At 54.4% G+C, this 26,222-nt stretch carries 23 protein-coding genes; 11 read left to right on the top strand and 12 right to left on the bottom strand.

Annotated features, from left to right (window positions below):
* Position 1 precedes the first annotated feature (1 nt).
* Positions 2 to 970, bottom strand: coding sequence for a sulfonate ABC transporter substrate-binding protein (locus ACUTQW_RS00805; RefSeq protein ID WP_006324575.1), 969 nt, complete (start codon positions 968 to 970; stop codon positions 2 to 4).
* 31 nt (positions 971 to 1,001) lie between these two features.
* Positions 1,002 to 1,580: an NADPH-dependent FMN reductase gene (gene ssuE, locus ACUTQW_RS00800; protein ID WP_006324576.1), complete on the bottom strand. Its 579-nt coding sequence runs from the start codon at positions 1,578 to 1,580 to the stop codon at positions 1,002 to 1,004.
* A gap of 257 nt (positions 1,581 to 1,837) precedes the next feature.
* Here ssuE and pyrD point away from each other — a divergent pair, with 257 nt between their 5' ends.
* Together pyrD and ACUTQW_RS00790 are read left to right on the top strand one after the other, a co-directional pair.
* A complete protein-coding gene (pyrD, locus tag ACUTQW_RS00795) occupies positions 1,838 to 2,848 on the top strand; it encodes a quinone-dependent dihydroorotate dehydrogenase (protein WP_006324577.1) in 1,011 nt (336 codons plus the stop codon).
* A 174-nt stretch (positions 2,849 to 3,022) separates the two neighbouring features.
* Positions 3,023 to 3,571: a cell division protein ZapC gene (locus ACUTQW_RS00790; protein WP_004942754.1), complete on the top strand. Its 549-nt coding sequence runs from the start codon at positions 3,023 to 3,025 to the stop codon at positions 3,569 to 3,571.
* 6 nt (positions 3,572 to 3,577) lie between these two features.
* On the opposite strand, the gene ACUTQW_RS00785 is transcribed toward ACUTQW_RS00790, so the two are convergent.
* Positions 3,578 to 4,681: a YcbX family protein gene (locus tag ACUTQW_RS00785; RefSeq protein WP_004942757.1), complete on the bottom strand. Its 1,104-nt coding sequence runs from the start codon at positions 4,679 to 4,681 to the stop codon at positions 3,578 to 3,580.
* A 103-nt stretch (positions 4,682 to 4,784) separates the two neighbouring features.
* On the opposite strand from ACUTQW_RS00785, the gene rlmKL reads away from it, so the two are divergent.
* From rlmKL to rmf, 6 genes are all read left to right on the top strand, one after another.
* Positions 4,785 to 6,905, top strand: coding sequence for a bifunctional 23S rRNA (guanine(2069)-N(7))-methyltransferase RlmK/23S rRNA (guanine(2445)-N(2))-methyltransferase RlmL (rlmKL, locus tag ACUTQW_RS00780; RefSeq protein WP_004942759.1), 2,121 nt, complete (start codon positions 4,785 to 4,787; stop codon positions 6,903 to 6,905).
* Positions 6,906 to 6,910: 5 nt separating this feature from the next.
* Positions 6,911 to 8,818, top strand: a complete 1,908-nt coding sequence (locus ACUTQW_RS00775; RefSeq protein WP_006324578.1) for an ABC transporter ATP-binding protein — start codon at positions 6,911 to 6,913, stop codon at positions 8,816 to 8,818.
* Between the two features lie 75 nt (positions 8,819 to 8,893).
* A complete protein-coding gene (pqiA, locus tag ACUTQW_RS00770; protein WP_020438808.1) occupies positions 8,894 to 10,210 on the top strand; it encodes a membrane integrity-associated transporter subunit PqiA in 1,317 nt (438 codons plus the stop codon).
* Positions 10,197 to 11,843, top strand: coding sequence for an intermembrane transport protein PqiB (gene pqiB, locus ACUTQW_RS00765; protein ID WP_006324580.1), 1,647 nt, complete (start codon positions 10,197 to 10,199; stop codon positions 11,841 to 11,843). The genes pqiA and pqiB overlap by 14 nt, the downstream gene beginning before the upstream one ends.
* Positions 11,840 to 12,397 (top strand): membrane integrity-associated transporter subunit PqiC, encoded by a 558-nt coding sequence (gene pqiC / locus ACUTQW_RS00760; RefSeq protein WP_006324581.1) that lies wholly within the window; start codon positions 11,840 to 11,842, stop codon positions 12,395 to 12,397. The genes pqiB and pqiC overlap by 4 nt, the downstream gene beginning before the upstream one ends.
* 272 nt (positions 12,398 to 12,669) lie before the next feature.
* Positions 12,670 to 12,840: a ribosome modulation factor gene (gene rmf / locus ACUTQW_RS00755; RefSeq protein ID WP_013812328.1), complete on the top strand. Its 171-nt coding sequence runs from the start codon at positions 12,670 to 12,672 to the stop codon at positions 12,838 to 12,840.
* Positions 12,841 to 12,903: 63 nt separating this feature from the next.
* Here rmf and fabF read toward each other — a convergent pair whose 3' ends face one another.
* From fabF to ACUTQW_RS00735, 4 genes are all read right to left on the bottom strand, one after another.
* The gene (fabF, locus tag ACUTQW_RS00750; RefSeq protein WP_006324582.1) at positions 12,904 to 14,178 is read right to left on the bottom strand and encodes a beta-ketoacyl-ACP synthase II; all 1,275 of its coding nucleotides are present in this window, start codon (positions 14,176 to 14,178) and stop codon (positions 12,904 to 12,906) included.
* On the bottom strand, positions 14,175 to 14,702 hold the full coding sequence (locus ACUTQW_RS00745; RefSeq protein ID WP_004942783.1) for a winged helix-turn-helix transcriptional regulator: 528 nt from the start codon (positions 14,700 to 14,702) through the stop codon (positions 14,175 to 14,177). The genes fabF and ACUTQW_RS00745 overlap by 4 nt, the downstream gene beginning before the upstream one ends.
* A gap of 130 nt (positions 14,703 to 14,832) precedes the next feature.
* Positions 14,833 to 15,351, bottom strand: coding sequence for a bifunctional 3-hydroxydecanoyl-ACP dehydratase/trans-2-decenoyl-ACP isomerase (gene fabA / locus ACUTQW_RS00740; protein WP_004942787.1), 519 nt, complete (start codon positions 15,349 to 15,351; stop codon positions 14,833 to 14,835).
* A gap of 68 nt (positions 15,352 to 15,419) precedes the next feature.
* Positions 15,420 to 17,171, bottom strand: a complete 1,752-nt coding sequence (locus ACUTQW_RS00735; RefSeq protein ID WP_006324583.1) for an AAA family ATPase — start codon at positions 17,169 to 17,171, stop codon at positions 15,420 to 15,422.
* Between the two features lie 209 nt (positions 17,172 to 17,380).
* Here ACUTQW_RS00735 and matP point away from each other — a divergent pair, with 209 nt between their 5' ends.
* On the top strand, positions 17,381 to 17,839 hold the full coding sequence (gene matP / locus ACUTQW_RS00730; protein WP_004942789.1) for a macrodomain Ter protein MatP: 459 nt from the start codon (positions 17,381 to 17,383) through the stop codon (positions 17,837 to 17,839).
* A 103-nt stretch (positions 17,840 to 17,942) separates the two neighbouring features.
* On the opposite strand, the gene ompA is transcribed toward matP, so the two are convergent.
* Together ompA and sulA are read right to left on the bottom strand one after the other, a co-directional pair.
* A complete protein-coding gene (ompA, locus tag ACUTQW_RS00725; protein WP_006324584.1) occupies positions 17,943 to 19,022 on the bottom strand; it encodes a porin OmpA in 1,080 nt (359 codons plus the stop codon).
* Positions 19,023 to 19,380: 358 nt separating this feature from the next.
* Positions 19,381 to 19,887, bottom strand: a complete 507-nt coding sequence (sulA, locus tag ACUTQW_RS00720; RefSeq protein WP_006324585.1) for an SOS-induced cell division inhibitor SulA — start codon at positions 19,885 to 19,887, stop codon at positions 19,381 to 19,383.
* Between the two features lie 233 nt (positions 19,888 to 20,120).
* Here sulA and ACUTQW_RS00715 point away from each other — a divergent pair, with 233 nt between their 5' ends.
* Entirely contained in the window at positions 20,121 to 20,780 is a 660-nt protein-coding gene (locus ACUTQW_RS00715; protein WP_006324586.1) for a TfoX/Sxy family DNA transformation protein, read from the top strand.
* On the opposite strand, the gene yccS is transcribed toward ACUTQW_RS00715, so the two are convergent.
* Both yccS and ACUTQW_RS00705 read right to left on the bottom strand, forming a co-directional pair.
* Positions 20,781 to 22,916 (bottom strand): YccS family putative transporter, encoded by a 2,136-nt coding sequence (gene yccS, locus ACUTQW_RS00710; protein ID WP_006324587.1) that lies wholly within the window; start codon positions 22,914 to 22,916, stop codon positions 20,781 to 20,783.
* A 26-nt stretch (positions 22,917 to 22,942) separates the two neighbouring features.
* Positions 22,943 to 23,395, bottom strand: a complete 453-nt coding sequence (locus tag ACUTQW_RS00705; RefSeq protein ID WP_006324588.1) for a YccF domain-containing protein — start codon at positions 23,393 to 23,395, stop codon at positions 22,943 to 22,945.
* Between the two features lie 166 nt (positions 23,396 to 23,561).
* On the opposite strand from ACUTQW_RS00705, the gene helD reads away from it, so the two are divergent.
* Positions 23,562 to 25,616, top strand: coding sequence for a DNA helicase IV (helD, locus tag ACUTQW_RS00700; protein ID WP_006324589.1), 2,055 nt, complete (start codon positions 23,562 to 23,564; stop codon positions 25,614 to 25,616).
* Between the two features lie 33 nt (positions 25,617 to 25,649).
* On the opposite strand, the gene ACUTQW_RS00695 is transcribed toward helD, so the two are convergent.
* Entirely contained in the window at positions 25,650 to 26,108 is a 459-nt protein-coding gene (locus tag ACUTQW_RS00695; protein ID WP_004942809.1) for a methylglyoxal synthase, read from the bottom strand.
* Positions 26,109 to 26,222 lie beyond the last annotated feature (114 nt).

Here is a 26,222-nt window from a genome sequence, read left to right as displayed (position 1 = left end):
ATTATTGCGCACTCGGGTGCCAGATGCGTTGAGAGATATCGACCTTCACCGGCACCAAACGGTTGGTATAAAACAGGTCGGCGGTTTGCTGCTGGGCGGCGATGGTGTGCGCATCCAAAGGTTTAATGGCGGTCGGCGGGCGATGATCCAGATAAGTGGCGATCACCTTTTCCGGCAGGCCCATGGCGTTTGCCAACAGCGTGACGCTCTGCGCGCGATCGCTGCGGGTCAGTGCGTCGGCCTGGGTCAGCACCTCAAGAACCTGGCTGATAAAGGGGCCGTGCGCCTGTACGTAGGGGCGAACCGCCAAATAAAACGAACCGGTTTGATTCAGACCACTGCCGTCGCCCAGTACCCGTACGCCGCCTTGCAGCAATGCGGCGGAATAGTACGGATCCCAAATTGCCCAAGCATCAACGTTGCCTTGCTGGAAGGCGGCGCGGGCATCGGCCGGGGTCAGATAAATGGGCTGGATATCGGTAAATTGCAGCCCGGCTTTCTGCAGCGAGCGCAACAGCAGGTTGTGGGAGCTGGAACCTTTCTGGAAGGCCACCTTATGGCCTTTCAACTCAGCGACGGTTTTGATCGGGCTGTTTTCCGGCACCAGGATCACTTCCGCCTTGGGTTTTGGCGGCTCTACGCCGACATAAAGCAGATCGGCGCCTGCGGCCTGGGCGAAGATTGGCGGGATATCGCCGGTGCTGCCCAAATCGATACTGCCGACGTTCAGCGCTTCGAGCATTTGCGGGCCGGCGGGGAATTCTATCCAGCTGATTTTGGTCGAGGGAAAACGCTGTTCCAACAGCTTATGGGTTTTTGCCAATACCAGGCTGACCGATCCTTTTTGGTAACCGATGCGGAACTGCGCCGGATCCTGCGCACTGGCGGCATTGCTCCACGCGAGGGAGAGAATGCCGGCTAATGTGCCGGCGCCAAGCCAGCGGCGGAGTGAAGAAAGTCGCTTAATCATGATGTCCTTTTCCTTTTTATTCTCTTCTCAGTCAGGCGGTCTGACGGGCAAACAGAGAAGGTGAGAGCTTTACCGTGGGCGGTTTGCGGCGGCCGAGTGCCAGATAAAAGCTTTCCAGCGCCTCTTCCAGGCGAGTTGCCAGGCCGTCAGACAGGTTGATTTCTTCGCCGTTCAGCACCACCTGGCTATCATCGGCAAACACGCCGTGCAGCACTTCCTGGGCTTTCAACGCCGCCAGCACCGGCTTCAGGGCGTAGTCCACCGCCAGCATGTGGCCAATCGAGCCGCCGGTGGCCAGCGGTAACACGACCTTATGGTCCAGGGCGCGTTCTGGCAGCAAATCCAGCAGGGTTTTCAGCGCGCCGGAGAACGAGGCTTTATAGACCGGCGTCGACACCAGCAAACCGTCCGCCTGTGCCAATTGTTCGGCAAAGGCTTTGATCGCCGGGCTGTTAAAATTGGCGTAGAGCAAATCCTCGGCGTCGAAATCGTGCAGCGTGTAGGCAATCACTTCTACACCTTGTTGCTGCAACCAGTTTTGACTGAGGGTAAGCAGCGCGGCTGAGCGCGAAGGGATGCGGGGGCTGCCGGCCAGTGATATAACGCGCATTGCCACTCCTTATAACTAAAAGTTAGGTTTAATCAGGAAATGTTTGTGATCTGTTTTAAACCTATCAGTTAGGAGTGGGTTGCTTAAATCTCATTTTTTGATTTTGATATGCGTAAATGCGGATTGGCGGCGCTGTGGGCCCGTTAAAGGAAAACGATTGCGTAAAAAACGCTTTTTTTGCTTTTAATCAATTCCAATTGATCAGGGGATGCCGGATAATCGGCCCCCGGTTTGCAACCGGGAAATCAGGAGAGTACATGTACTACCCCATCATCAGGAAAGCGTTGTTCCAGCTCGATCCCGAGCGTGCGCATGAGTTGACCTTTCATCAGCTTCGCCGTATCACCGGCACCCCGTTAGAATTTCTCATTCGTCAGTCTGTGCCGACCAAGCCGGTTAGCTGCATGGGGCTTTCTTTTAAAAACCCATTGGGGTTGGCCGCCGGTCTGGATAAAGACGGCGAGTGCATCGATGCCTTCGGCGCCATGGGGTTTGGCTTTGTTGAAGTTGGCACCGTGACGCCGCGTCCGCAGTCGGGCAATGATAAACCGCGCCTGTTCCGCATTGTGGAAGCCGAAGGCCTGATTAACCGCATGGGTTTTAATAACCAGGGTGTGGATAATCTGGTTGAAAACGTTAAAAAATCCCATTTTGGCGGCATTCTGGGGATTAACATCGGCAAGAATAAAGATACCCCGGTTGAGCAAGGAAAAGACGATTATCTGATCTGCATGGATAAAGTTTATCCGTATGCCGGCTATATCGCGATTAACATTTCGTCACCAAATACACCGGGGTTACGATCCCTACAGTATGGTGAAGCGTTGGACGATCTTTTAGCCGCCATTAAAAATAAGCAGCAGGAATTGCATGCGCGGCATCACAAATATGTGCCGGTCGCGGTAAAGATCGCGCCGGATCTTTCTGAAGAAGAATTGATCCAAATAGCCGACAGCCTGGTGCGGCATAATATCGATGGCGTGATCGCCACCAATACTACGTTGGATCGCAAGTTGATCCAGGGGCTGAATTACTGCGAGCAAACAGGGGGCCTTAGCGGTCGTCCGCTGCAGGCGAGCAGCACCGAAGTGATCCGCCGTTTGTCGATTGAGCTGCAAGGCCGCTTGCCGATTATCGGTGTCGGCGGAATAGACTCCCTGACCGCTGCGCGGGAAAAAATGGCGGCCGGTGCTTCGCTGGTGCAAATTTATTCCGGCTTTATCTTCCACGGTCCGCGCCTGATTAAAGATATCGTTAACTACATCTAATATTTTTTCTTTGATTTTCAGCCGGGGGTTTATTTCTTCTCCCGGCTCGTCTATATTTTGTCCACTGGCATAAATATCGTTCGCGGAATTATCCGATGTTTGAGCTACTTTATCGGTGATAAAATCGCCTTTTGGGTAAATAGAGTGTGGCATGGGCAGCGAGAAGGATAAGAGATGAAGATAAAACCTGACGATAATTGGCGTTGGTATTTTGATGCCGAACACGATCGGCTAATGCTGGATTTAGCCAATGGGATGATCTTCCGCTCACGCTTCCCGGCCAAAATGTTAACGCCGGATGCCTTCGATGAATGCGCCTTTTGCGTTGATGACGCTGCGCTTTATTTTAATTATGAAGAGCAGTGCAAGCAGATAAAGCTCAGCCATGAGCAACGCGCCGAACTGGTATTAAACGCTCTGGTGGCCTATCGCTTCCTGAAACCCTTGATGCCGAAAAGCTGGCATTTCGCCCAGCAACACTACCCGTTGCAGCCGAAGAACGGCGAACTGGCGGCGGTGAAGGTGATGGACAGCGGCTCTGAGGCCCGTTTATTGGTCGTGGAAGCCGGCGATAACGCCAGCCTGTGTCTGCTGGCGCAAAATCAGCTGTCGCTGGCCGGGCGTACCATGGTGCTGGGTGATGCGATCAAAGTGATGCACGATCGCCTTAAACCCTGTGCGCAGGATGAAGCTTCCGCCCCGGCCTACGACAGGGCAGTGTAAGGCGCATCACGCCAGCGTCAAATCGCTTTTCGGAATACAGCTGCAGGAAAGAATGGTGCCGTTGCCCGCTACCGCACTTTTCTTCAGCGGTGCCACTTCGCCACTGACCAACTCAATACGGCAACTGCCGCAAATCCCCGCACGGCAAGAATAAGGCACGCGGATCCCTTGCTGTTCCAACTGCTCCAGCAAAATCTGCTGATTATTGCCGGTAAACACCTTCCCTGCGTATTCGATGGTGACGCTCTGCGCACTGTCTTGCGGCGCCTGCACGCTTTCGACCACTTTACCTGCGCCATAAGGGCGTGGCGGCTTGGTAGATAACACTTCCACCGCATCGCCAACGCGGATAATACCGCTGTTGCGCGCCACCATATTCTGGCCAAAATCGATATCGCCGTTATCGGCGGTACGGAATTTTTGCAGGGTGCTCAGTGGCTCACCGCTGGGGTGTTTGCGCCCGCGCTCGGTACTGACGGTGGTGAGCACGCAGCGGCTGCACGGTTTTACCAGATCGAACATCACGTCACCGACGCGGATCACCTGCCAGCCGTCTTCGGCCCAGGCGCTGGCACCGGTCACCACCAGATTGGGGCGGAATTGTTCGAGTTTGATGCTGCCAGGGCAGCGCTGCTGCAAATCATTGAACGAGGCTTCGTTAATCAGCAGATAAGGATAACCGTCGGCGAAAGATAAAGGGATTTCCGGGTGCTTTTTGACTCTTCGGGTCAATTCAGGGCCTAGCCAGCGTAGCTGTACCTCACGCTGGAAATAACCGCTCAGCCAACTGTTGATAGCCGGCGGTGCAATCAAGGCGGTGAAGTGATTGCCCCACACTTCGGTTGGCTGCGCTTCGGCAGCAAAATCTGCGAAGCGGATAGCTGCGCTTTCCCCGTCCGGTGCGGTCAGAAACAGGCCGTCCGCCAGTAATGCAGGCGTAAACAATACCATCTGCGGATATTGGCGTGCGGTAATAAAAGTGCCATCCGGCTCGGTGATCATAAAGGTGCGATCGAATGCCAGACCGCTGCTGGAAACTTGTGCGTGAGAAAGTTGCAAACCCCGAAGCGATTTAACCGGATGAACGTAAAGTCTGGAAAGCGTAATCACCCTTATCTCCGTACGATTATTAAATAGAAGGGAGCAACTTTATGACAAGCGGTCTGGATTAGCTATAATGCGCAACAATTTTCTTTTTGGTGATAAGTACGATATGAACTCTCTGTTTGCCAGCACGGCGCGTGGACTGGAAGAACTGTTAAAAAGCGAACTGGAAGCGCTGGGCGCTCACGCCTGCAAAGTGGTGCAGGGTGGGGTACATTTTCAGGGTGACGATCGTCTTCTGTACCAAAGCCTGCTGTGGAGCCGCCTGGCCTCACGTATTTTGTTGCCGCTTAATGAATTCCGCGTACACAGCGATCTGGACCTGTATCTTGGCGTGCAGGCGATCGACTGGACAAACATTTTTGGCGTGGATAAAACCTTCGCCGTGCACTTCAGCGGCGTTAACGAAGAGATCCGTAACAGCCAATATGGCGCGCTGAAGGTCAAGGACGCCATTGTCGACAGCTTCACCCGTAAGATCGACCAACGCCCGACGGTGGCAAAGCAACAGCCGGACATTCGCGTTAACGTGTTCCTGCAGCGCGATATGGCCAGCGTAGCGCTCGATCTGAGCGGCGAAGGTCTGCATCAGCGCGGCTACCGTGATCTGACCGGCCAGGCGCCGCTGAAGGAAAGCCTGGCGGCCGCGATTGTGCAGCGTTCAGGCTGGCAACCGGGCACGCCGATGCTTGACCCGATGTGCGGTTCAGGCACCCTGCTGATTGAAGCGGCGATGATAGCCTCCGATCGCGCACCGGGTTTGCACCGTCAGCACTGGGGCTTTACCGCCTGGAACGGCCACAATGTCGATTTGTGGCGTGAAGTGATCACCGAAGCGCAGGTGCGCGCGCGCCGTGGTCTGCAGGAAACCACCTCGCGTTTCTTCGGCTCGGATATCGATCGCCGGGTGATTGAGATGGCACGCGGCAATGCCCGCCGCGCCGGCGTTGCTGAACTGATTACTTTTAACGTCAGCGATGTCAGCAAACTGACCAACCCGCTGCCGGAAGGCCCAACGGGTACCGTAGTCAGCAACCCGCCTTACGGTGAGCGTCTGGAAAGCGAACCGGCGCTGATCGCGTTGCATAATATGCTGGGCCGCATTATGAAGAGCGCCTTCGGCGGCTGGCAACTGTCGCTGTTCAGCGCGTCGCCGGAGCTGCTGAGCTGCCTGCAACTGCGCGCCGAACGCCAATTCAAGGCTAAAAACGGTCCTCTGGATTGCGTACAGAAAAACTACCAATTGGCGGAGAACCCGCAGGGCGCCGGCGGAGTGCTGGCGGCGGAAGACTTCGCCAACCGCCTGCGCAAGAACCTGAAAAAACTCGACAAGTGGGCCAAGCAGCAGGGCATCGAATGTTATCGCCTGTACGACGCCGATCTGCCGGAATACAACGTTGCGGTTGACCGCTACGGCAGCAAAGTCGTGGTGCAGGAGTATGCGCCGCCGAAAACCGTCGATGCGCAGAAGGCGCGTCAGCGTCTGTTCGACGTGATCAATGCCACGCTGTCGGTGCTGGACCTGCCGTCAAACCAATTGATCCTGAAAACCCGTGAGCGTCAGAAAGGCAAAAACCAGTACGAAAAGCTGGCTCAGAAAGGTGAGTTCTTGCTGGTGGAAGAGTTCAATGCCAAGCTATGGGTTAACCTGACTGACTATCTCGATACCGGTTTGTTCCTCGATCACCGCATCGCGCGCCGCATGTTGGGCGAGATGAGCAAAGGCAAAGACTTCCTCAACCTGTTCGCTTATACCGGCACAGCCAGCGTTCACGCCGGATTGGGCGGCGCGCGCAGCACCACTACCGTGGATATGTCGCGTACCTACCTGGAATGGGCGGAGAAGAACCTGCGCGTCAATGGCCTGACCGGTAAACAGCATCGATTGATCCATGCGGACTGCCTGTCATGGCTGCATAATGCCGACGAACAGTTCGACGTGATCTTTATCGATCCGCCGACGTTCTCCAACTCCAAGCGAATGGAGAACACCTTTGACGTCCAGCGCGATCACCTGGTGTTGATGCAAGATTTAAAACGGTTGCTGCGTCGTAACGGAACCATCATGTTCTCGAACAACAAGCGCGGTTTCCAGATGGATATGGCCGGCCTGAGCGAACTGGGTCTGGAGGCGAAAGAGATCACCGCCCAGACGCAGTCGCAGGACTTTGCCCGTAACCGTCAAATTCATAACTGCTGGCTGCTCACCCATGCCGGCGAAGGAAAATAATTACTATGTCGTTAATCAGCATGTCCGGCGCCTGGCTGTCCTTCAGCGATGCGCCGCTTTTAGACAACACCGAAATTCATATTGAAGACAACGAACGCGTTTGTCTGGTTGGGCGCAACGGCGCCGGTAAATCCACGCTGTTAAAGATCCTCGGCAAAGAAATTCCGCTGGACGATGGCCGGGTGATTTACGAGCAGGATCTGATTGTGGCGCGTCTGCAGCAGGATCCCCCGCGCAATATTGGCGGTACGGTATTCGATTTTGTCGCTGAAGGCGTAGCCGAGCAGGCGGAACATCTGAAAGCCTATCACGCGATTTCGCATTTGGTGGAAACCGATCCCAGCGAGAAAAACCTGACGCGCATGGCGCAGATTATGGAGATCCTCGATCACCAGGGGCTGTGGCAACTCGACAGCCGCATCAGCGAAGTGCTGTTGCAACTGGGGCTGGACGGCGACGCAGAGCTGTCCTCGCTCTCCGGCGGTTGGCTGCGCAAGGCCGCTCTGGGTCGTGCGCTGGTCAGCTCGCCGCGCGTGTTGCTGCTCGACGAACCGACCAACCACCTGGATATCTCAACCATCGACTGGCTGGAAGGTTTCCTGAAAGAGTTCCAGGGCAGCATCGTGTTCATTTCCCATGACCGTTCCTTTATCCGCAACATGGCGACGCGCATTGTCGATCTCGATCGCGGCAAGCTGGTGTCCTGGCCGGGCAACTACGATCTGTACCTGCTGAGCAAAGAAGAAGCGCTGCGGGTGGAAGAGCTGCAAAATGCTGAATTCGACCGCAAGCTGGCTCAGGAAGAAGTCTGGATCCGCCAGGGCATCAAGGCCCGCCGTACTCGTAACGAAGGCCGTGTCCGCGCCCTGAAAGCGCTGCGCAACGAGCGTTCGGAACGTCGCGAGGTGATGGGCACCGCCAAGATGCAGGTGGAAGAAGCGGTACGCTCCGGCAAGATCGTGTTCGAGATGGAAGACGTTAACTATCAGGTTGGCGACAAAGTGCTGGTGCGCAATTTCTCCGCCCAGGTGCAGCGTGGCGACAAGATTGCGTTGGTTGGCCCTAACGGTTGCGGTAAAACCACGTTGCTGAAACTGATGCTCGGTCAGTTGAAAGCCGACAGCGGCCGTGTACACTGCGGCACCAAGCTGGAAGTGGCTTACTTTGACCAGCATCGCGCCGATCTGGATCCGGAACGCACGGTGATGGACAACCTGGCGGAAGGCAAGCAGGAAGTGATGGTCAATGGCCGGTCTCGCCACGTGTTGGGTTATCTGCAGGACTTCCTGTTCCACCCAAAACGCGCGATGACGCCGGTGAAGGCGCTGTCGGGCGGCGAACGTAATCGCCTGTTGCTGGCCAAGCTGTTCCTGAAACCGAGCAACTTGCTGATCCTCGATGAGCCAACCAACGATCTCGACGTCGAAACGCTGGAGTTGCTGGAAGAGTTGATCGATGGCTATCAAGGCACCGTGCTGCTGGTGAGTCACGATCGTCAATTCGTCGATAACTCGGTGACCGAGTGTTGGATCTTCGAAGGCAAGGGCGTGATCAGCACCTTCGTCGGCGGTTACTACGATGCGCATCATCAACGCGCTACGGCGAAACCGATCCGTCAGGTTGTCGCGGCCGATCAGAACAAACCGTCGGCGGAAAAAAAGGCTGAACAGCCGAAGAAATCAGCGGTTAAACTGAGCTATAACCTGTTGCGCGAGCTGGAACAGTTGCCACAGCGGCTGGAACAGTTGGAAACGGAAATCGAAGCGCTGCAGGCGCAAATGAGCGACGCGGATTTCTTCACGCGTCCGCACAGTGAAACACAGCAGGTGTTGACGGCGCTGGCCGCCGCTGAAGGGGCGCTGGAAGAAGCGTTCGCCCGTTGGGAAGAGCTGGAAGCGATGAAAAACGGCTAACTCGTTGTGAATACCGCCCGCGCGCTGCTGCGGGCGGTATTGCCGTACCGGTGAGCAACGTTATTAAGGAGGAATATGGTGTGTTCCCACGACAATCACGAGCAGCACAGCCACGCAAAGCCTGCTGAACACCAAAGGGACAACCTGATGTTGTGCCCGCAGTGTGACATGTTGGTGGCGTTGCCGCCGCTGGCATATGGCACGAAAGCGGTGTGCCCACGCTGTAAAACGACCCTCAGCTCCCGCTGGGAGGAACCGCGCAAGCGGCCTATCGGCTATGCCGTCAGTGCTCTGTTTATGCTGCTGCTGGCGAATATTTTCCCTTTTATCAATATGCACGTTGCCGGCCTGGGTAACGAAATCAAACTGATCCAGATCCCGCAGGTGATGGTGGCTGAAGATTACGCCAGCATGGCCACGCTGTTTATGGTATTTGTCCAGTTGATCCCGGCATTTTGCATGGTGGCTATTATTCTGTTATGCGCCAAGGTACGCATGCCTCTTGGCCTGAAAGAGTGGATGGCCAAGATGCTGTTCCAGTTTAAAACCTGGTGCATGGTGGAAATTTTTCTCGCCGGGGTTCTGGTCAGCTTCGTTAAGCTGATGGCTTACGGGGATATTGGCGTCGGCAGCAGCTTTGGGGCTTATTGTCTGTTTTGCTTACTGCAGGTGCGTGCCTTCCAGTGTGTGGATCGCCGTTGGCTGTGGAACGACATAGAGCCGATGCCGCGCATCGATCGCCCGGTGACGGTGGGGCGGATCGGGTTACGCCAGGGCTTGCGCTCCTGCCCCTGTTGTACGGCGGTCCTGCCGGCGGAGCTGGCTCATTGCCCACGCTGCCATACCAATGGTTATGTGCGTCGCCGTAACAGTCTGCAATGGACGCTGGCGCTGCTGTTTACGTCGGTCATGCTGTATATTCCGGCGAATCTAATGCCTATTATGGTTACCGAGGCGTTGGGCAACAAAATCACTTCCACCATCATGGCCGGGGTGATACTGCTGTGGGGGGAAGGATCTTATCCCGTGGCGATGGTTATCTTCATCGCCAGTATTATGGTGCCTTCGCTGAAGATGTTGGCGATTGGTTGGCTGTGCTGGGATGCCAACAGCAAACGGCAAGACAGGGCCGACAGCGAGCGAATGCACCTGATTTATGAAGTGGTAGAGTTTGTCGGCCGCTGGTCAATGATCGACGTGTTTGTTATTGCCGTGCTTTCGGCATTGGTACGGATGGGACAATTGATGAGTATTTATCCTGCTACTGGTGCGCTGCTGTTCGCCCTGGTGGTGATCCTCACCATGTTCGCAGCCATGACGTTTGATCCCCGGCTGACCTGGGATCGCGTAAACGAGACAATAAAAAAGGAGCCGCAAGGTGACGGAAAATAATCATAGCGTCGCGGACGTTGAAAAGATCAAGCGCTGGTCGCCGGTGTGGATTGTTCCCATCGTCACCGCGTTGATCGGCGCGTGGATCCTGTTTTACCACTTTAGCCATCAGGGGCCGGTGGTGACCTTGGTGACCACCACTGCCGAAGGGTTGGAGGCGGGAAAAACCAAAATCAAGAGCCGTAGCGTCGACGTCGGTGTCGTCGAGACCGTGACGCTAAGTGATGACCTGAGCAAGGTGATGGTGCAGGCGCGGCTTAACTCTGGTATGGAGAAACTGCTGCACCAGGATAGCGCCTTTTGGGTGGTTAAACCGCAGATTGGTCGCGAAGGCGTTTCCGGCCTGGGTACGTTATTGTCCGGCGCCTATATCGAACTGCAACCGGGCACCAAGGGCAAGGCAGGCAAGGATAATTACCAACTGCTGGATGCGCCGCCACTGGCGTCTCCAGATGCCAAAGGGCTGCGCATCGTGCTCGACAGCGAAAAATCGGGTCAGTTGAATGCCGGCGACCCGGTGCTGTTCCGCGGTTATCGCGTCGGTTCGGTAGAGACCAGCTATTTTGATCCCAAGATGCGCGCCATGCGTTACCAGCTGTTTATCTCCGCGCCTTATGATCAACTGGTGACCAGCAACGTGCGCTTCTGGAAAGACAGCGGCGTGGCGTTCGACATGTCGGCACAGGGCATGCGGGTAGAAATGGGTTCGCTGGCCACCTTGTTCAGCGGCGGTGTAAGTTTTGACGTACCGGAAGGCTGGGATCGCGGCGAGCAGGTTAAAGAAAAGACGGAGTATGAGCTGTTCGATAATCAGCGCAGCATCCAGGATTCGTTGTACACCGTACACAAGGATTACCTGATGTTCTTCTCCGATTCGATTCGCGGTTTGCAGCCGGGCGCACCGGTAGAATTCCGTGGCATCCGTTTGGGTACCGTATCGCAAGTGCCATTCTATAAAAAGGGCATGATGCAGCGTCTGGATAACGATTACCGTATTCCTGTGCTGATCCGCATTGAACCGGATCGTTTCCAGAAACAGCTGGGCGGCGATTTCGATATTGAGGGGCATTTGAAGGATGCGGAAGCGCGTGGTATGCGCGCCTCGCTGAAGTCCGCCAACCTGCTGACCGGCTCGCTGTATATCGATCTGGACTTCTATCCGCAGGAGAAAGCCTGGAAAGGGCCGCGTGAGCTGTTCGGTTATCCGTTGATGCCGACCACCAGCGGCGGCTTGGCGCAGATCCAGCAGAAACTGATGCAGACGCTGGATAAGATCAACTCGTTGCCATTGAATCCGATGATCAACGAAGCGACCAAAACCCTGGCGGAAAGTCAGAAAACCATGCAGTCGACGCAGAAAACCATGCAGTCGTTGAACGATATCATCGCCAGCAAAGAGATGAAGGCGCTGCCGCAGGATATGCAAAAAACGCTGCAGGAACTCAATCGCAGTGTGAAAGGGTTCCAGCCAGGTTCTCCGGCCTACAACAAGATGGTCGGCGATATGCAACGTCTTGATCAGGTGCTGCGTGAACTGCAACCCGTTCTGCGTACCCTGAACGAAAAGAGCAACGCGCTGGTATTTGAAGCCGCGGGCAGTAACGATCCTCAGCCGAAGAAGGCCAATAAATGATGAAATGGATTCCGGTAGCCCTGGCGCTGTTACTCAGCGCCTGTAGCAGCACACCACAAAAAACCTACTACCAACTGCCGGCGCTGGGTGCGTCGGCGCCGGTCAGTACCGGCGCTGCGACGCGTCAGCTGTGGTTGGAACACGTCAGCGTGGCGGATTACCTGGCGCAGAACGGTGTGGTTTACCAGACCAATGACGTGCAGTACGTGATAGCTCAGAACAACCTGTGGGCCAGCCCGCTCGATCAACAACTGCAGCAGACGCTGGTTACCAACCTGAGTGGCGCGTTGCCAGGGTGGGTGGTGTCTTCTCAGCCGATGAGCAGCGAGCAGGATGTGCTTAATGTCACTGTCAGCGGCTTCCACGGCCGCTTTGACGGCAAGGCGATTATCCGTGGCGAGTGGGTGCTGAATCATCAGGGCAATCTGACCAAACGGCCGTTTAGCCTGGAATTGAAACAGGGCGAGGACGGCTACGACGCGCTGGTGCGTACGTTGGCGCAGGGCTGGCAGCAGGAAGCCCAAGCTATCGCCTCCCAGGCGGGGCGTTTTTAGTCATAATTTGTACTAAAACGGTCTAATCCCTTCCGGCGAGAGATATTAAAACTTTTCTCCGGGAGGGATTTTTATTTCATTTCAATGAATTACCCTGTTTTCCAGCATATCAGCCACTTAGCCAATTCTGCGGGCGTAGCTCACAAATATGACATTGGCGTGAATTTTGCGCATTGATCTTCCCTTCATTTAGCGCTATTGCTTATACGTGGCTGCACAAAAAGCAGCCATTGTTTTCTTTCCAACTGACCAAAAAGTGAGGGAAACGAGGCATGAAGAGACAGAAACGCGATCGTCTGGAAAGGGCGCATTCGAAAGGTTATCAGGCAGGTATTTTAGGACATCCGAAAGATCTTTGTCCTTATAAAACAACTGTGGACAGCCGGTCTCAATGGCTGGGAGGTTGGCGAGAAGCCATGGAAGACAGGGCTGTGACCGCTTAAGCGGCTCCCTGTCATAAAAAGGAACAACCTCCGCTCAAGGCGGAGGTTTTTGTTTAAGTCGTATTACCCCTGCCAACGTTTCAGCAAGATACTCGCGTTTACCCCGCCAAAACCAAAACCGTTCGACAACGCATAGTTGATGGCCATAGGCTGCGCTTTTTTCGCCACCAGATGCAGTCCCTCGGCTGCCGGATCCGGATTATCCAGATTCAGCGTGGCCGGTGCGATCTGATCGCGTAGGGCCAGTGCAGTAAAGATGGTTTCCAGCCCGCCCGCGGCACCCAGTAAATGGCCGGTCGCAGATTTGGTAGAGGTTACCGCCACGCCGCCACCGGTACCGAAGAGGTGTTTAATCGCGTTGATTTCCCCCAGATCGCCCACTGGTGTCGATGTAGCGTGGGCGTTCAGATGCTGGATCTGTTCGGGTGAGACACCTGCCTGTTTCAAGGCAATTTTCATTGCACGGTAGGCGCCATCGCCATCTTCTGCGCCTGAGGTCATGTGGTAGGCGTCCGCACTGGTACCGTAACCGACAATCTCCGCCAGCGGTGTTGCTCCACGGGCCAGCGCATGTTCCAGCGTTTCTATGACCAGCATGCCGGCGCCTTCGCCCATGACAAAGCCGTCACGAGCGCTGTCGAAAGGCCGCGACGCTTTTTCTGCCTCTTCTGGCGGTGTAGTGGACATGGCGCGCGCGGCTGCGAAGCCCCCCAGGCTGACGGTGTCGATAGCGGCCTCTGTACCGCCACACAGCGCGATATCGGCCTCATCGTTACGAACCATACGTACTGCGTCGCCAATGGCCTGTACGCCGGCTGCACAAGCGGTAACGGGGGCACCAATCGGGCCCTTGAACTGGTGTTTAATAGAGACGTGGCCGGCGGCCAGGTTAACCAGGAAGGAAGGAATGGTGAATGGCGACAGGCGTTTGGTACCACGGCTGTCCGTGGTACGCACCGCGTGGGCAATTGCCGGGAAACCGCCGATGCCGGAGGCGATCACGGTTGCGGTGCGTTCTTGTTTCTCTTCCGTATCCGCAACCCAGCCTGCTTGGCGGATCGCTTCATCGGCTGCCGCCATGGCGAACAGAATAAAGCGGTCCATTTTTTTCTGGTCTTTCGGCGCCACGGAAAGGTCGGGATCAAAGCCCGCTACGGCATCCTGTTCCAGAGTAGGAACCTGACCACCGATTTTTACCTGCAGGTCGGCCACGATCGCTTCCGGAAGCGGGCGAATGCCTGACTGGCCATTTAGCAGGCGCTGCCAGATAGCCTCTACGCCGCATCCCAGTGGTGAAACGGCGCCCATGCCGGTAATGACTATACGACGACTGTTCATAGTGACTCCTTGGATAATTCGGGGGGTAATGCAGAATGATTTTGTTGCATCAGGGCTGCACGCCGACGTATACCGTCGCTTGCCGCCGGCCCTGGCGCTAAAGTGATGTGATGCAATGCTATCGGTTGCCGGGTGACGCTGTCGACCAGTTGCACATATATTGGTTGCCCGGTACGGCGATCGACCAGCTCGGCAGTGATGCCTTCATCGGCCAGGTGGGCGTTGCCCCAGTGAAACAGAGCCGCCAGCACCGGGAAAAAATCCTGGCCGCGTTCGGTGAGCAAATACTCATAGCGTACCGGCCGCGTCTGATAACGCTGTTTATGAAAAATGCCGCTTTCAACCAGATATTTTAGGCGACGAGTCAGTATGGTGGGTGACAGGCCGAGGCTTTGCTGGAATTCATCAAACTTTGACAGTCCTTGAAACGCATCGCGAAGTATCAGGATGCTCCACCATTCGCCGACGCGATCCAGCGAGCGTGCTATCGGGCATGGCATGTTATCAAAACGGGTTCTTTGCATGGCACACCTCTTAGGTTACTACAATAATTGTAGTAACTTATTGGCCGTTATGAACGTGAGCTTTGCAGCTCACGACAAGATAACGGCGGGGAAAACAAACGGCGGCCGGGAAGGGCCGCCGTCACTGCGATTAGAACGCAGCAGTGTCCTTGAACAGGCCCACTTTCAGATCGCTGGCGGTATAAATGACCTGGCCATCGACCAGCACTTCACCATCAGCCACACCCATAATCAGTTTACGGGTGATGACACGTTTGAAGTTAATGCGGTAGGTGACTTTCTTCGCGGTTGGCAGTACCTGGCCGGTGAATTTCACTTCACCCACGCCCAACGCACGGCCTTTACCTTCGCCACCCAACCAGCCGAGATAGAAACCTACCAGTTGCCACATTGCGTCCAGACCCAGGCAGCCTGGCATTACGGGATCGCCGATAAAGTGGCAACCAAAGAACCATAGGTCCGGATTGATATCCAGTTCCGCTTCCACATAACCCTTGTTGTGGGAGCCACCGTCTTCGGTCATCTTGACCACGCGGTCCATCATCAACATGTTACCTGCCGGCAACGGCGGGCCACCGGCGCCAAACAGCTCGCCACGGCCGGATGCTTCGAGGTCTTCTTTCGTATAGGAGTCGCGTTTTTCTACCATGTTCTCAGTAAGCCTTATTTTATTGAAGGACGCAGATTAGCTAACACGTGTACGCTGAACAAGTCCGATCAGCCGTGGTTGAACCAGTTAAGCCAACGAAACGGCCATGGCCAGCGCCGACGTTCCTGCGGATTCACCTGCGCAATTCGTTCCTGAATAGCAGCTAACAGATTCGGTTGCTGTTCATCAGAGTAGGGGTAACCGGTGAGTAATGGCAAGGCTTCTGCGGCGCTGTCGACGGCCCACAGATGGAATTGCCCTTCGCGCACCGCATCGACCACATCCTGGCGCAGACACAGGTGACGCACGTTAGTTGCTGGCAGAATGATGCCTTGTTTGCCCGTCAAACCGCGACGCTGGCAAACTTCAAAAAAGCCTTCGATCTTCTCGTTGACGCCGCCAATCGGTTGCACATTGCCGAATTGATCGACTGAGCCGGTTACCGCAATCTGCTGGGTGATCGGTTGAAGCGACAACGCACTGATCAATGCACACAGCTCGGCCAGCGAGGCGCTATCGCCATCTACTTCACCGTAGGATTGCTCAAACACGATTGAAGCGGAGAAGGGCAGCGGCTGATCCAATTCCAGCTCGGAAATCAGAAACGCCTGCATAATCATCATGCCTTTGGCATGCAGGTTACCGCCAAGCTCGGCCTTACGCTCAACGTCGGTAAATTCGCCGTCGCCAAGATGCACAACGCAGCTGATGCGGGAAGGTTCGCCGAAGCTGCGCGGATGCCCAGGGTATTCCAGCACGGAGAGCCCGTTGATCTGGCCGACAACTTCGCCTTCGGTCTCAATCAGAATTTGGCCCAGCTCGATCTCATCTTGCATCCGTTCGGCGAGGTAGCTTTCGCGCCACTCGCGCGCATTCAAAGCAGCCTCAAAGGCTTTGGCTGTAATACTTTCTTCTTCGGCATACAGTGCCGCTTCAGAAAGTTGCTGGCCGATCCAGAGCGGTGAAAGCGGCAGGTTGCCCTGATCGCCACTGTAGCGTACAGCTTGTATCATCAATGGGGGCCAGGCATCCGCCGCCAGCGATGGCAGTTGTTGTTCATCGATAACGGTATTGACGTAGCTGCACCACTGCACCATATCTTCGGCTTCGGTGAGCTGCAGGTCATCTTCGTATTCGCCGTAGACGGCCTGCTCGCTAAGTTCCGGTTCGATATCATGGAAATCGGCAAGACCGTGACGATCGCCAACCACGATCAGACGCAGCTCAAGCGGCATCGGTGGAATAGTGACCGGAAGCGGGCGCGTTTCATCAGGAGAAACCCAATGGAACTGGCGTTGGGTGATCATTTGCTTCAACCGCAGCCATAGCAGCGGCTGGGCCAGCAGAGAACGTGCCGACAGGATCAGTACGCCGCCGTTGGCCTGATGCACCAAGCCCGGCTGCAGCGAGATTTCATCATTATGAATTCTGACACAGCCAAACAGTTGCTCCGGCTCCACCCATTCCTGAAACACGCAGGCGCCACCAGCGGCAAAGGGCTCATCGCCCTGACGAGCAGGCTCTACGTTTATCTTGCTGCCTTGGATCACATAGTGGCTGCCTTTGAACGCAGTGTTCTGTGGCTGCAATGGCTCAACCGCACGGGCAATCAATGCCAGATATTCGCGGGTTTCCTGCGCTTTCAGCAACATGAAACGCGGTGGCGACTGTGGGTGGCAAAACAGTGTCAGTGCATTTTCCAGCCGAGGCTGAATAGAGGCAAAGGACACGGGTGCCAATTGAGCAGCGGTATCAAATATCGCTTGATAAGGCGTAACGTCCGGCAACAGTGATTGCCATTCAAGTCGGTTATTGGTCAAAGTGTTAGATGCAATCGTCAAAAAGGGAAAGGGCGATTATACAAGAATAACGCCAGCTTGATACATACAGAGTCACAGTTGGTATCAGGGAGTTTGACATCGCGCGATGACTGTGCAAAAAACAGTCTAAAAGAGGGCGTAATTGCCGGGGAAATTCGGCGCAAAGCTGTTATGCTTAATAAAGTTACGCGGTCACTGAAGAGTTCAAGATGAAATATCAGCAACTGGAAAACCTGGAGAGTGGTTGGAAATGGAAATACCTGGTGAAAAAGCACCGGGAAGGTGAATCTATTACCCGCCACATTGAAAACAGCGTAGCTCAGGAAGCCATTGACGAGCTGCTTAAGCTGGAAAACGAGCCGGTAAAAGTGCTGACGTGGATTAGCAGGCATATGAATCCGGAGCTTGATAACCGGATGAAGCAAACTATCCGCGCAAGGCGTAAACGTCATTTTAACGCAGAACATCAACATACGCGTAAAAAATCTATCGATCTGGAGTTTCTGGTTTGGCAGCGCCTGGCCGCGCTTGCCCGTCGCCGTGGGGTAACTCTGTCAGAGACGGTAGTGCAACTGATCGAAGATGCCGAACGTAAAGAGAAGTACGCCAGTCAGATGTCATTACTGAAACAGGATTTGAAAGCGATCCTCGGTAAAGACGAAGAGTAACCGACCAGTCTGGTAAGAAAATAGGCCGCTATTGCAACACTCACTGGGCTAATAGACGAAAAAAAACCCCGCATTGCGGGGTTTTTTACTAAGAAGTTTTAACTTAGCCCTGTGGCTGAGTCACAACGTCTTTGATGCCTTTAACTTCGATCTCTACGCGACGATCTGGTGCCAGGCAAGCGATCTGCGCTTTAGTAGCACGGCCAGCTTTGTAGCCACAGGTGTTGCCAGTGACGGAATCAGCTTCGCCCATACCACGTGCAGAGATTTTGTCTGAAGGGATACCTTTAGAGACCAGGTAATCAACAACGCTTTGTGCGCGTTTTTCAGACAGTTTCTGGTTGTACTGGTCAGAACCTACTGCGTCGGTGTAACCCAGAACTACAACAGAACCGTCTTTAGGATCCATGGAGCTCAGCTGAGAGTACAGCTGGTCCAGAGCCTGTTGGCCCTGTGGCTTCAGAGTTGCTTTGTTGAAGTTGAACAGCACGTCAGACTTCAGAGTGAAACGCTTGGTTTCAACAACTGGAGCCGGAGCTGGTGCTGGAGCAACTGGAGCAACAACATCATCCTGACCGAAACGGTAAGAAACACCCAGGCTCAGCATGGTGTTGTCTGGACGTGCGCCGACAGTACCTGCATCACCGATGTTGCTAACGAACTGATAGTCCAGGCGAGTAGCCCAGTTTTTGGTCAGTGCGTATTCAACACCCACTGCAGCCAGCGGAGAAACGCCGGTGTCGTGGTCGCTCAGACGAGTGCCATTGCCGTAGTTAGCTTTGGAGTCTGCACGCCATACCATACCACCCAGACGAGTGTAGATATCCAGATCGTCTGCAATTGGGTAGCTCAGTTTAGCTGCCAGTTGAACGCCCTGTGCTTTGAAAGCACCGTTGTTCACGCTGCCTTTGTAAGGCATACGGCCAAGCCAGTCATAGCCCAGCTCGAAGCCCAGGTATTGGTTCGCCTGGTAACCCAGGAACGCGCCAGCACCCAGTTGATCTTTATGGGTCGGACCATTGCCGATACCATTCTGGTAACCGTTGCCGTAGAAACCAGTGTCATGGTACTGGGACCAGCCCAGTTTAGCACCGGTGTACCAGGTATTATCTTTTGGGGCGGCTTGCGCTACGGTAGCGAAACCAGCCAGTGCCACTGCTAATGCGATAGCTGTCTTTTTCATTTTGCGCCTCGTTATCATCCAAATAGGCAATGAGCTTTAAAGCTGTTTTAAGCCCTTGGTTAAATTCCTTCGCCAAGGTTTGAGCCCTCGTTTGTTACTCGGCCAGTTTTTCTGGCGTTATAGAGCAACCTTGGCGATGTAAAGTCTACAACGTGGCGCGAAAGTTACAAGTGTGATGTGATAAAGCTCTAAAAAAAAACGCAGAATCGTACATATTTACTAACACTAACCGGTAAAAAATGGGGCAGTTTAGCCTGCATTTTTTCGTGCGGAACCGCAGTGGCACTCGCTTTGCACCTGATCCATCAAAGGTTCCCACCCAAAGAGATAAAAATGATGGGAAAAATCCTAAATTTACTTAATGATACAAAGAAGACTGAATTTTTAGCATGGAACACTGTCCGTGAGTCGGGTTTGTGTCACGTTGTGGACGCATAATGAACCCATAAGCGTTACCCAATTCTGCTGCACGCCGTAATTTTAGACGATCCTCTTCCGTAAGATCGGGCAACCACCCGAGAACCACACTGTAGTTACCTGTCAGAAGTGCCTTTTCCATCGCTTCAACGGTGGCAAGCGGAGTGATTTGGCTCAGTTGCACGACCTTATTGATTGGCAAACCAGACTGCTGTAGCCACAATCTACTGAGTTTTTGTTGTGGGGTTAGCCATAACAGCCAGCGTGACTGTCTGCCTAACTGTTGCAACAGGGGGAGCAAGAGTTGCGCCACCGCGGGTTGATGCTCGTTGTAAACAAGTTCACTGATAAGGCCATTTTCTTTACCGGCATCCGAGTTTTCCGCAGCATTGTTCGCCGCAAAAGAGGTCTGGCTGAAATGGGGTTTGTAGAGTGATTGAGTACGCATAAAGTATCCCGCCCGTAGTGTCACTGTATGTTTATACAGTACATCTGGGCATGAATAAGATCAACTCAAATTTTCGTAGTGCCTCGCATAATTGCGATTATTTTTTAGACGTCCTGTTTTTATGATTGGCAGGGCTGCGGATAGTGCGTATTTTTCTAATTACTTGTTCACGTTACTTTTATTTCATTGATGTGAGAAATAATACAATTAGAACCTACACAAGGAGAAGCTTCATGAAAGGGACATCTACAGGAAGGGTCAAACAGGCCAAAGCGTGTTTCTACGCACTAGGGAGCATTACTACGCGCTCGCAGTTTGGCGGTTATGGGCTGCTGGCTGATGGCGTTATGTTTGGGGTGATAGCGGAAGACGAGCTGTATCTTCGAGCGACGGATAGCCTGGAGCCTGCCTTCCGCGCCCGTGGAATGGTCAATATGGTTTACTCCAAACGGGGCGTACCAATCACCCTGCGTTATTACTGGGTCGATGAGTCTCTGTGGCAGGCGCAGGATGAGCTTGTTGGATTGGCGCGGCAGGCCATCCGGGAGGCCCGCCTGGAACTTCAGGTCAAAATGGGAACGCATGGCCGGCTGAGAACGTTACCGAACATCGATATCAACATGGAGCGTTTACTGTGGCGGGCCGGTATTCGCAATGTCTATGACTTGCGCTTGAATGGCGCCAAACGGAGCTATCTACGGTTGTTGCAGCAGCAACGCAATTTAGGATTGCGAGTGCTGCTTTCCTTAGGCGGGGCGATTGCCGGTTATCACCATGCCGCCTTGCCACTGGCCCTGCGCAGTGAGCTAACCGAGTGGTTCGAACATACCATGGTCCTGCTTAGTCATGGGCACACGCCTGGAATCAAGGGGTTGATGAAAGATCTGGCGTGATCATGCCGATTTAGCTATCTGCTCTTTTAACGTCATGAGCTCCGGCAGCAGATCAATTACCAGCCCTATCTGCTGTAATACCAGTTGCTCTTTGCTTTCTGGTTCTGGAGCCGCAAGTTGGATGCGCTCGGCAAGGCTTTCTAACGCTTGCGCGATGCGTCGGCCGTCTTGTTCTTCCTGATGCAAGGCGCCATCGACATAGCATACGGCATCATTCAGCAACTCCAGCGTTGCGGGATTGTTCATGTGTTCGCGGTGTGCGCCCAATGCGGAGATATAACTCAACAAGGTGTGGTTCAGGCACAGCAGGCGAAAAGCGGCATCCTGAACCACCTTATCGGCCTTTGGATCGGCCGACATGTTTGAAATCACCGAGGCCAACTCTGCGTCGCTATTGTGTGCATCCCTGCGGGCGATACGGTACGGCAAACCGTTATCCTTACCCTGATGGTATTGCACCAAAATCGCATCCAGATACCGGCAGTTGGCATTCAACGTTTTGCTCACCACGGCCGCCAATTGGCGAAAATGCCAATCTGGCCAGATAAAACTCACGGCTGCCCAAGCGATGGCGCATCCCAAAAGGGTGTCGTAAACGCGTGGCGCAGCCACTTCAAAGCCCTCACCCAGCAGGTTAAAGCACAGCAGGACGAGCAGGGTGATAAACATGGTTGCGTGCGCGTACTGCACGGTACGAAAAGCAAAAAACAGGACGCCGGCAATGACGATTAACACCATCTGGCCTTCCTGCGAGGGGACAAAATAGAGGATCGGCAGGCCGATAAGAATACCGGCAAGCGTACCTATGATACGCAGCGCCAGCCTGCGGCGCGTGGCATTGTAATTGGGCTGGCAAACAAACAGGCTGGTCAGCAGGATCCAGTAACCGTGCTGCATGCCGGTAAACTGAATAAAAGCATAGCCGATGCACAGTACCACAGACATGCGAATAGCATGGCGGAATAAGGCTGACTGGGGCGTCAGATGGCGGCTAATGCGCAGGCGGATGTCGCTCCAGCCGGTGAGCCGGTCATCTGACAGACTGTTCTCTTCCGCCTGGCCGTCGGCCAGCGCCTGCTCGGATTCGATATTCGCCAATTGCGCATCAATCGCGCGCAAATTTTTCAACAGGTGCGATAGCGCTTTGGTCAGCTCACGATTTTCCTGGGTGACGGCCACGCGGGCCAAAGCTTCATCAATGCGGCTGAAAGCCGGCTCAAAACGCAGGTTGTGCTGGTATTTTTGCCGCAGCAGGATCGATTGAGCCAACTGCTGGCAGGCGCGCGCTTGCATGCTGAGCAAGCGCTGGAAACGAAACAGGATATCGCTATGACGGAATTGTCGGCTTAGGGCCTGATATTGAACATGAGCGGAACTGGCACGCTCATGAATATCCTGTGCTACAAAATAATAATGCAGGGTACGACGGGTACCGCGCTGGCCGCGGTCGCCTTTAAGCCGCGTCAGCAATGAGACTTTGGTCTGGTTGAGAGTCGTCACCAGCGCGCTGTTGGCCATTGCCACATCCATCCACGGCAGGTCCGCGGCATGTTCGGCATCGGGGTCAAACAGGTTGGCCTTGGCATCCAGATAATTTGCCAACCGATCATAGCAGCGCGCCAAATTTTCCTGTAAAGGACGAATAGGAAAAATCAGATGACCAATCAGCGTCAGGAGGTTGTACCACAGGGCGCCAATGATCAGTAGTATCGGTTGCTGATACCAGGCGTCATACATTGAGGTGCCAAGCATGGTGTAAACCGCGATCAGCAAGGCGCCAAACGCAATGGTGGCGTAGCGTTGCCCCAATGCCCCCAGTAAGATAAAGCCGCAGGTCGAGGTAGTCAGACCGAGGGCGAATAACCAAGGGTAAGGAAACAGCAGCTCAATGGAGGCGGAGGCTATAAAAAAACACACTAGCGTGATCAGCAGGTTACGCAGCCTGCCGCTCAGGCGGTCATCCAAATCCGTCAACGCCGCCGCAACCACTCCCAGAGTCAGGGGAATAGTGAGTTTGGGAATGGCCAGCCACCAAGGGACGGCGGCTGCGCCGGCCAGCGCAATAAAAATACGCAGGTTGTAAAGCAAATTGCTGTTGTAGGCATAACGGCGTATTGCAGGTGCAAAAGAGAGCACGAAAAACTCCTCAGGCGGAGAAAAAATTAACGCTGTTGGTACTGACGCCGGGCATTTTCAGTTCTGGCCTGCTGAGCCATCTCAACCGATACCACGCGGCGACCCACCGGCCACAGTGCGATGGCGGCGATCTTGAAATTGGCAATACCAACCGGAATGCCAATAATCGACACGCACTGCACTATGCCTGCGGCGATATGCGACAGGCACAACCACCAACCGAAGAGTACCAACCAGACAATATTCAGCAGTGAACCGCTGGCGGAAAGCAGCGCGTTGCTTTTTTCCGGATACAGCTCATTCACGTGAATGGCTTCGTTGCCGAAAGGCAGAAACGATAATTTGGTGATCTCCCAGCACGAGCGGGTCAGAGGCAGGGTAATAATCAGTATGACGCTGAATACCGTTGCGATCAGCCAGCCAAGGGTAGTGAAAAAACCGCCCAACACAAAATTAAGAATATTCAGTACAGTACGCATAGTCGTCATTCTGCTCTAATGATGGCCAAACCGCGAAGCGGTTGCGTTTGGTATCAAAACGCAAAATCTATTCTACCCTTTTTTTAGCGCTAGAGTGCCACTGCTTATCACAGGTAAACTGGCAGATATCCGTTATTTAATCTCAACATAGTCATGGCGCGCCGATATGGAACTTAAAGCGACATCGCTGGGGAAACACCTGGCTCAGCATCCTTACAACCGCGTGCGGTTGCTGCACGCCGGGGTTGAGGTGAGCGGTGAGAAACACGAATATCTTATTCCTTTCAATCAGTTGATTAAAGTCCGATGTAAACGCGGCATCGTCTGGGGCGAGCTGGAATTTGAGCTGCCCGATGAGAAAGTGGTTCGTCTACACGGTACTGAATGGCAAGAAACTCAGCGTTTCTACCACTACCTGCAACAGGCCTGGCAGCAATGGAGCGCCGAGATGAGTGAAATCAGCTCCGGCGTTTTACAGCAGCAGGTAGAGCATATTCAGCGTATTGAACAGCAGGATAAATGGTTCAAAAAGTCAGAACTGGGCAAATTGCAGCAGCAGATCCGACAGTCTTTTGGCGCCTTGCCAATGCCGGTAGCGCGGCTTGATGAGTTCGACAACTGTCGGGATGACTACCAGCTATGTCTGCAGTGGTTGCAGCATGGGCTGCGCAGTGTGGGGCAGCGTAATCAGCAGTGGACAGAGCGCATGCTGGAGACGTATCACGATTTCTTCCAGACTATCGAAAGTTCGCCGTTGAATGACTCGCAAAGCCGTGCCGTGGTAAATGGCGAAGACTCGGTACTGGTTCTGGCTGGCGCCGGCAGCGGCAAAACCTCGGTGTTGGTGGCGCGAGCCGGCTGGTTGTTGCGCCGTCAGGAGGCTGAACCCGGGCAGATACTGTTGCTGGCGTTTGGTCGCCAGGCGGCAGAAGAGATGAATGAGCGCATTCAGGAACGTTTGGGCAGCGTGGCGATTCAAGCCAAAACCTTCCACGCGCTGGCGCTGCAGATCATTCAGCAGGGCAACCGTAAAGTGCCGGCCATCAGCAAGTTGGAAACCGACAGCAAAGCCCGGCGTACGTTGTTGATTACCCATTGGCAGCAACAGTGCGCAGAGAAAAAGGCGCAGGCCAAAGGGTGGCGTCAGTGGTTGATGGAGGAGTTGGAGTGGGACGTGCCCGAAGGCGACTTCTGGCAGGATAAACGCCTGGCCGAGCGGCTGGCTGGCAGGCTCGAACGTTGGCTGGGGCTGATGCGGATGCACGGCGGCAGCCAGGCGGAAATGATCGAACAGGCGGATGAAGAGACCCGTGACCTGTTTTCAAAGCGCATTCGGCTGATGGCGCCGTTGCTGAAAGCCTGGAAAAGCGCACTTAAAGATGAGGGGGCGGTGGATTTTTCCGGCCTTATTCATCAGGCGGTCAATATTCTGGAAAAAGGGCGTTTCGTCAGTCCGTGGAAGCACATTCTGGTGGATGAGTTCCAGGATATCTCGCCGCAACGTGCACAGTTGCTGGCAGCGCTGCGCAAGCAGAATAAGCAGACCTGCCTGTTCGCGGTGGGCGACGATTGGCAGGCTATTTACCGCTTTAGCGGTGCGGAGTTGACGCTCACCACGGCGTTTGCCGAAAACTTTGGCGAGGGCGCTCAGTGCGCGCTCGATACCACTTATCGCTTCAATGATCGTATCGGCGAGGTGGCAAACCGCTTTGTGCAGCAAAACCCGCACCAGTTGAAGAAACCGTTGAATAGCCTGAGTAAGGGCAACAAGAAATCGGTGGTAATTTTACCGCATGAACAGCTGGAGAACCTGCTCGACAAACTGAGCGGTTACGCCAAGCCGGATGAGCGCATTCTGGTGCTGGCGCGTTATCACCATCTGAAACCGGAAGTGCTGTCGAAAGCGGCGACCCGGTGGCCAAAACTGACCCTCGAGTTTATGACGATTCACGCCAGTAAAGGGCAGCAGGCGGAGTATGTGATCATCGCCGGTTTGCATGAGGGCAGCGATGGTTTTCCTGCGGTAGCGCGCGAGTCGGTGCTGGAGGATGTCTTGTTGCCACAACCGGAAGATTTCCCGGACGCAGAAGAGCGACGGTTGTTGTATGTGGCGCTGACACGCGCCAAACATCAGGTCTGGCTATTGCAGGATCGCGAACGCCCCTCGGTGTTCGTTGAGCATTTGCAGGATCTCGGCGTGCCGCTGCAGAAAAAACCTTAAGTTCACGGCCTGGTGTTTGCCAGGCCGCAATCACTACTTCAGGCGATCCTGCAAATAACGTTGATAATCCGGAATGGCGATTTCCACTTCGCGTTTAAACAGTGAGGAATCGATCAGGAAATCGGCGGTGGAGCGGTTGGTGGCGACGGGAATATTCCATACTGTCGCCAGGCGCAGCAGGGCTTTTACATCCGGATCGTGTGGTACCGCATTCAGCGGATCCCAGAAGAAAATAAGCATATCGATCTTGCCTTCCGCAATCAGCGCGCCGACCTGCTGGTCACCGCCCATCGGGCCGCTCAGCATGCTTTGTACCGGAATGCCTGTTGCCCGTTGAATCAGATTGCCGGTAGTGCCGGTGGCGTAAAGCTGGTGCTGCTCCAGGACGGGCTTATTGTCTTCAACCCATTTGAGCAGGGCTTGCTTGCGATGATCGTGCGCCACCAGCGCAATGTGTTTGCGCGCGGCGATAGTGCGGGTGGTAAATTCCATCTCGATGTCCTTCGCTAATCGGGGGGATGTGCGACAGATTACTGAAACTGTTTTTCACTGCCTAGCGTTTACACCGGAAAATGCGAAGAAAGCGCGCCTTTGCGTAAAAGACGC

The sequence above is a fragment of the Serratia sp. TSA_7 genome (assembly GCF_052692135.1).
The sequence above is the reverse complement of the archived record's forward strand: the minus strand, read 5'-3'. Positions and strand labels throughout refer to the sequence as shown.

What these genes read in the sequence shown, in the direction of transcription:
- ACUTQW_RS00805 (WP_006324575.1), bottom strand. Translation starts at nt 970, where the DNA reads ATGATTAAGCGACTTTCTTCACTCCGCCGCTGGCTTGGCGCCGGCACA.
- ssuE (WP_006324576.1), bottom strand. Translation starts at nt 1,580, where the DNA reads ATGCGCGTTATATCACTGGCCGGCAGCCCCCGCATCCCTTCGCGCTCA.
- pyrD (WP_006324577.1), top strand. Translation starts at nt 1,838, where the DNA reads ATGTACTACCCCATCATCAGGAAAGCGTTGTTCCAGCTCGATCCCGAG.
- ACUTQW_RS00790 (WP_004942754.1), top strand. Translation starts at nt 3,023, where the DNA reads ATGAAGATAAAACCTGACGATAATTGGCGTTGGTATTTTGATGCCGAA.
- rlmKL (WP_004942759.1), top strand. Translation starts at nt 4,785, where the DNA reads ATGAACTCTCTGTTTGCCAGCACGGCGCGTGGACTGGAAGAACTGTTA.
- ACUTQW_RS00775 (WP_006324578.1), top strand. Translation starts at nt 6,911, where the DNA reads ATGTCGTTAATCAGCATGTCCGGCGCCTGGCTGTCCTTCAGCGATGCG.
- pqiA (WP_020438808.1), top strand. Translation starts at nt 8,894, where the DNA reads ATGGTGTGTTCCCACGACAATCACGAGCAGCACAGCCACGCAAAGCCT.
- pqiC (WP_006324581.1), top strand. Translation starts at nt 11,840, where the DNA reads ATGATGAAATGGATTCCGGTAGCCCTGGCGCTGTTACTCAGCGCCTGT.
- rmf (WP_013812328.1), top strand. Translation starts at nt 12,670, where the DNA reads ATGAAGAGACAGAAACGCGATCGTCTGGAAAGGGCGCATTCGAAAGGT.
- fabF (WP_006324582.1), bottom strand. Translation starts at nt 14,178, where the DNA reads ATGAACAGTCGTCGTATAGTCATTACCGGCATGGGCGCCGTTTCACCA.
- ACUTQW_RS00745 (WP_004942783.1), bottom strand. Translation starts at nt 14,702, where the DNA reads ATGCAAAGAACCCGTTTTGATAACATGCCATGCCCGATAGCACGCTCG.
- fabA (WP_004942787.1), bottom strand. Translation starts at nt 15,351, where the DNA reads ATGGTAGAAAAACGCGACTCCTATACGAAAGAAGACCTCGAAGCATCC.
- matP (WP_004942789.1), top strand. Translation starts at nt 17,381, where the DNA reads ATGAAATATCAGCAACTGGAAAACCTGGAGAGTGGTTGGAAATGGAAA.
- ompA (WP_006324584.1), bottom strand. Translation starts at nt 19,022, where the DNA reads ATGAAAAAGACAGCTATCGCATTAGCAGTGGCACTGGCTGGTTTCGCT.
- sulA (WP_006324585.1), bottom strand. Translation starts at nt 19,887, where the DNA reads ATGCGTACTCAATCACTCTACAAACCCCATTTCAGCCAGACCTCTTTT.
- ACUTQW_RS00715 (WP_006324586.1), top strand. Translation starts at nt 20,121, where the DNA reads ATGAAAGGGACATCTACAGGAAGGGTCAAACAGGCCAAAGCGTGTTTC.
- ACUTQW_RS00705 (WP_006324588.1), bottom strand. Translation starts at nt 23,395, where the DNA reads ATGCGTACTGTACTGAATATTCTTAATTTTGTGTTGGGCGGTTTTTTC.
- helD (WP_006324589.1), top strand. Translation starts at nt 23,562, where the DNA reads ATGGAACTTAAAGCGACATCGCTGGGGAAACACCTGGCTCAGCATCCT.
- ACUTQW_RS00695 (WP_004942809.1), bottom strand. Translation starts at nt 26,108, where the DNA reads ATGGAATTTACCACCCGCACTATCGCCGCGCGCAAACACATTGCGCTG.